Genomic DNA, 5,580 nt, shown 5'->3' on the forward strand with positions numbered 1-5,580 from the left:
AGGTGAGACCCCACAGGAAAAGCCGTAACAAGGAACGGCTTTTGCGACAAAAAGCAGAGCGTTTGGAGCAAGCTTGAATCGCGAAACAACAGGTAGAGGATGCCTTAATTTCTGCAAAGAACGCAGAAATACGGCAAATCGAACTCTTCATTGTTCGATTTGCTCACCGCCCGCCCCCCGGAAAGCGACCGCCAGAAGCGGAAATCAACTTTACTAGGAATCTTATGTGAGTAACAGATGTTTATTATTTTTATACGCGACAACAAATTAATATGCTTTTGTCTACGCTCTGAATCCATTTTATAAATGGATTATTTTCATTAGTAACGAAACTTCCTCCTATCCACAAAAAAATATTTTATTAACTTACTAGACAGTAGTAAAAAAACTGCTATACTTAAACCGACAGGCAGTCGGTCTGTAAGGAGGTAAAAATGAGAAAAGATGCAGAGGAGCGCAAGAATCAAATTTTAGATGCCGCAGATAAGCTTTTTGCTGTAAAGGGCTTTGATGGAACAAGCACAACCGATATTTTGGAAGATGTCGGCATTGCAAGGGGAACGTTATATCATCATTTCAAATCGAAGGAAGATATTATGGATGCCTTGATTGATAGATATAGTGATCGTCTTCTAAGTGATGCGTTGGAGGTTGCCAAGAACAAAGAAATACCTATATTGGATCGTATTGTGCAGGTTGTCATGTCGATGAACCTAAGCGGTGGAAGCAGTGAGGAAATTATGGATCATATTCACAGACCGCAAAATGCATTGATGCATCAGAAAATAGAGAGGGTCATCATTCAGGGTGTGACGCCCATTCTGGCTGAAATTATTCTTGAAGGTGTCGAGTTGGGAATGTTCAACACACCGTTTCCATATGAGTCTATGGAAATGGTTGTAACTTATGCAAATACGATTTTTGATGATGACATGATTGAAATGACAAATGAAGAGCGTGGTAGGCGAATGCATGCATTCATATTTAATGTGGAAAGGTTGCTTGGCGCGAAACCTGGAAGCCTAATGGGGACGCTGAGGATGTTTGGAATGGAAGAAGAGAGCAAAGAAGAATAATGGAAAAAATTGATTGAAAAGATGTATATTTTTTCTGCTCAATTACTGGACTACATGCTGACTGAGTGGAAAAGTTCATTAGCACTGAAGAATATGGTAGTTCTCATAATGGATACAGGCATCTTGATAACCGCGAACATAATCATTTTGTTTATCATACGTTCAATTTGAATCTCGAATAAAGAGGTGACTTATGTATTACAGAATAATCCGCAATGACTTGTTAAAAAGCAAATTGATCAACTTAGCAACTACAATATTTATAGCAGCTGCAGCAATGCTTGTTTCTCTTGCGGCGATACTTGTAATAAACCTATCGGGAGCCATAGATACACTAATGACTCGTGCGAAGACACCTCATTTTATGCAGATGCATGCAGGTGACATAGATAGACTTCAACTTGAGGAATTTGCGGTACAGAACAATCAAGTTGATGAATATCAAGTGCTTGAATTTCTCAATATCGATGGCACACAAATACGTTTCGGCAATCATTCACTTGCCGACAGTGTCCAGGATAACGGATTCAGCATTCAAAGCAAAAAGTTTGATTACCTTCTCGATATAAATGGAAATGTCATTCATGTATCTGATGGAGAGCTCTATGTCCCTATTATTTATTGGAAAGATAATATAGCGAAAGTGGGAGATATGGCAGTCGTTAGCGGTAAACAATTCACCATTGCCGGGTTTCTTCGCGATTCACAGATGAATTCTTCGCTTGCTTCTTCTAAAAGATTTCTGATTAGTCCAAATGACTTCGAGGACTTGAGAGAGCATGGAAGTGTAGAGTACTTGATTGAATTCAGGTTACATGATCTAGCTAATCTCAGTGAATTTGAAACAGCATATGCCTCAGCGGGACTTGAGGCAAACGGTCCTACACTTACCTACGGACTATTTAAGACAATTAACGCCATTTCAGATGGCATGATGATCGGGATTATTTTACTTATCAGCTTACTTGTCGTCGCAATCGCTTTTATGTGCATCCGATTTACACTCCTGACAAAAATCGAAGAAGATTATCGGGAAATAGGCGTCATGAAAGCCATGGGATTGCGAGTTACAGATATTAAAAAGATATATTTAGGGAAATACGCTTTCATTGCCGCAATTGGCAGCCTTCTAGGTTTTACTCTATCTTTACTATTCCAAGGCATGCTTCTTGAAAATATCCGTCTTTATATGGGGGAAAGTGGAAACCATTTGATTGGGTGGTTGTTGGGGATTATTGCAAGTTTGATTATTTTTCTACTAATTCTTGCTTATGTATATAGAGTACTGAATCAGTTTCATAAAATTTCTGCTGCAGAAGCCATTCGTTTTGGCATAACTCAAGTTAAAACAACGGGGAAGTATTGCCTTCGTCTAAGCAACAACAATTTACTAAATACAAATATTTATCTAGGAATGCAAGATGTCTTAAAGAGGAAAAGGTTGTACGCCACCATGCTTGCAGTGTTAGTTATATCAACATTTATCATGATTGTTCCCCAAAATCTTTATAATACAATTTCCTCCGAAGATTTCATTAAGTATATGGGTATTGGTAACAGCGACTTACGCATAGACATTCAACAGACGGAAGATATTTCTGAAAAGACCTCACAAATTAGCAACAAAATGCAGAAGGATAGTGCTATTTCGCAACATGTTATCCTCACAACGAAATCATTCAAAGCGAAAATGAAGGATGGTTCGTCGGAAAGAATAAAAATTGAACTCGGTGACCATTCCAAATTCCCTATTGAATATACGATAGGCAGTGCACCTGTTGCTGAAAATGAAATTGCACTTTCGGTTCTAAATGCAGATGAATGGAACCTTAACATTGGTGATACGATGTCAATAGAAGTGGAGGGGCTCGAAAAAGAATTGATTGTCACTGGAATTTATTCGGATATAACGAATGGTGGCAAGACGACGAAGGCAGTTTTTACTGACAATTCGGCTGCTATTATGTGGACGGTACTTGTTGCGGAGCTTTCTGATACTACCCTGATTGAAAGTAAAGTCCGAGAATACGCGGGTCAATTTCCTTTTGCTAAAGTTTCGGATATCGATCAATATATTCGGCAAACATTTGGTTCTACGATGCAATCTGTAGGAAAAGCTTCCTATTCAGCCATTGGAGCTGCGCTCTTACTATCAATGTTGATTACAGTTTTATTTATGAAAATGCTGGCAGCTAAAGATCGACAATCGATTTCAGTCTTAAAAGCGATCGGTTTTACCAACGCGGATATTCAGGTACAGTACGTAACTCGTACAGTATTCATCTTAATTGTTGGAATTGTGATGGGTACCATACTAGCTAATACCCTTGGAGAGATTCTTGCTGGGGCGCTCATTTCTACTTTTGGGGCATCGACATTCCATTTTACAATTAATCCTCTCACGGCATATGTACTGAGTCCAGTGCTATTGATAAGCACTGTGTTATTTGCAACAGTTATCGGAACGTTGAGAGTGGGCCAACTAAAAATTTTGGAGAACATAAAGGGGTAGCGTATGAAGAAACTTATTATCGGTGAGAAAATTGTTAAATCTTTCAGTGAGGGAGAAGAACAGCGAAATGTCCTCGACAACGTTTCTGTTGATATGAATGAGGGGGAATTCGTTGCTGTAATGGGTCCATCCGGATCTGGAAAGTCAACGCTGCTATTTGCACTATGCGGGATGGATGACTTGACTGACGGAAAGGTGCTTTTTAACAATACGGATTTATCAGAGCTTCAGGAGAAAGAGCTTACGGATATTCGGAGAACAAAAATGGGTATCGTTTTTCAACAGCCGACTATGCTGCATAACCTGAATATCCTCGATAATATCATTTTACCTTCTGTCAGAGATAATCGGAAAAATATATCCAATATAGTTGAACAAGCGAAAATGCTGATGAACAGGGTTGGGATTTCCGGACTAGAAAATCGTGACATTACACAGGTATCTGGAGGTCAGCTTCAACGTGCGGGAATTTGCAGAGCTTTGATAAACAAACCGGAGATAATTTTTGCAGATGAACCTACCGGGGCACTTAATTCCAAATCTGCACAGGAAATCATGAACATCTTCACCGAGATCAATCGGGATGGCGTAGCCATTTTTCTTGTTACACACGATGCCCAGGTAGCAGCGAGGGCTGAGCGAATCCTGTTTATGCTTGATGGCAAAATTGTTCGTGAACTAAAACTGACAAAATACATAGAAGGAACTGGGGAGGTAGCAAGTAGAATTGAAAAGATTACGGAGCAATTAAGAGAGGTTGGGATATAATACTTTTGTTGAAAGAGGGAGACAGTCTCAAGTGATTTATCACTTAGGACTGTCTTTAATTATGACTGTGCTCAATATTGGTCTAATTCCCGATCAAGATATCCCCAGCCCTTCCAGGCTATATGGTTGGTATCCATAATAAAATAAGGGTCGTAAATCATTTGTATATATACTTAGTATACGAGGCGGTTGGATTCTACTTTCTTGTGGTTAACCCTTAATTAATTTATTTATTGGATGATTTGTACTCCTTGGAGGTAGATCATATAAAGAAGTTTGATAGTTGAGTAGTTGAGAATATTATCATCGATAGTTTTAGTGAATGAACGATTTTTGATATTCAATTTAAGAGGAAATAAACTCATGATTACATTGCTCTTGGGTAGCATTGTATTTCAGAGCATTCCATTGGTTTATTATACTGGGCCCAAAACAATCCTAATGGAACAAAAGAATAAACCACACCAAGCACACAAACGGTTTGCCTGGCTAAAGCCGTTTCTAAACAAGTCCTTTCTGAGAACCCTTATTACTACATTTCTTTTGAGCATGCTTTTGGACGGCATGTTAACAGCCACATTAAGCCAATAGAGAAGAAATTTACGAATCCCCTTTATTTGCTCGGGTTTATGGTAGGTGTAGCAAGCCTTTCCAGGTGGAATGCAGGCGTTGCGATGGGGAATATCCCGTTTATTAAACCCGAGCAATGGAAACATTTTTGATCGTGTTAAACAAAATATATGGTATTGGTGTTTTGGTTTGCAATCTCATCCATTCCTTTATTCGTAATCCTATTGCCAGTAAAGCTAGTTCTTTGGCTAACTTTCCTTGCAATACATCATCTAGCGGCATAAGTCATTACGACTGTTCTAAACGTAGTTGCAACCGAATATTCCTCAAAATTGACAAGCCTTCTCTTATTAAAAGACTACGTATACCATCTTCCTAGATTTAAGAGCAGCACTTGGAAATAGGACTTGGGCTGGAACAACAAGTCGGACTATCCGTTCGGTACTGGCTTGCATCGCAATATGCTTGATATTAGTGGTAAATGGGCTGTATCACTGAAAGGAGAGTTGAAACAAAATTCTCTTTAAGATATTGAATAAACAGACCTTAATGGTCTCAGACTGTAGACAAAGTCACTTTGAGATGAATAGAATTGCATATACCAATCGGCAGGGAGCGCAACTTCGCTTTCCATGGGCTTGGCTTCAGCCAATG

The 5,580-nt window shown here is 39.1% G+C and carries 4 protein-coding genes; 3 read left to right on the forward strand and 1 reads right to left on the reverse strand.

Going from position 1 to position 5,580, the window contains the following annotated elements; genetic code table 11:
* The first annotated feature begins 434 nt into the window (after positions 1-434).
* The 3 genes from ACSW3C_RS20135 (at position 435) to ACSW3C_RS20145 (ending at position 4,356) form a co-directional block, all read left to right on the forward strand.
* Positions 435-1,076 (forward strand): TetR/AcrR family transcriptional regulator, encoded by a 642-nt coding sequence (locus ACSW3C_RS20135; RefSeq protein ID WP_486564877.1) that lies wholly within the window; start codon positions 435-437, stop codon positions 1,074-1,076.
* 193 nt (positions 1,077-1,269) lie between these two features.
* Entirely contained in the window at positions 1,270-3,588 is a 2,319-nt protein-coding gene (locus ACSW3C_RS20140) for an ABC transporter permease (RefSeq protein WP_486564878.1), read from the forward strand.
* A 3-nt stretch (positions 3,589-3,591) separates the two neighbouring features.
* Entirely contained in the window at positions 3,592-4,356 is a 765-nt protein-coding gene (locus ACSW3C_RS20145; protein ID WP_486564879.1) for an ABC transporter ATP-binding protein, read from the forward strand.
* 71 nt (positions 4,357-4,427) lie between these two features.
* Here the strand turns inward: ACSW3C_RS20145 and ACSW3C_RS20150 are convergent, their stop codons facing one another.
* Positions 4,428-4,517, reverse strand: coding sequence for a D-alanyl-lipoteichoic acid biosynthesis protein DltD (locus ACSW3C_RS20150; RefSeq protein WP_486564880.1), 90 nt, complete (start codon positions 4,515-4,517; stop codon positions 4,428-4,430).
* Between the last annotated feature and the right edge of the window lie 1,063 nt (positions 4,518-5,580).

It is taken from the genome of Sporosarcina sp. AD_1 (genome assembly GCF_057373025.1).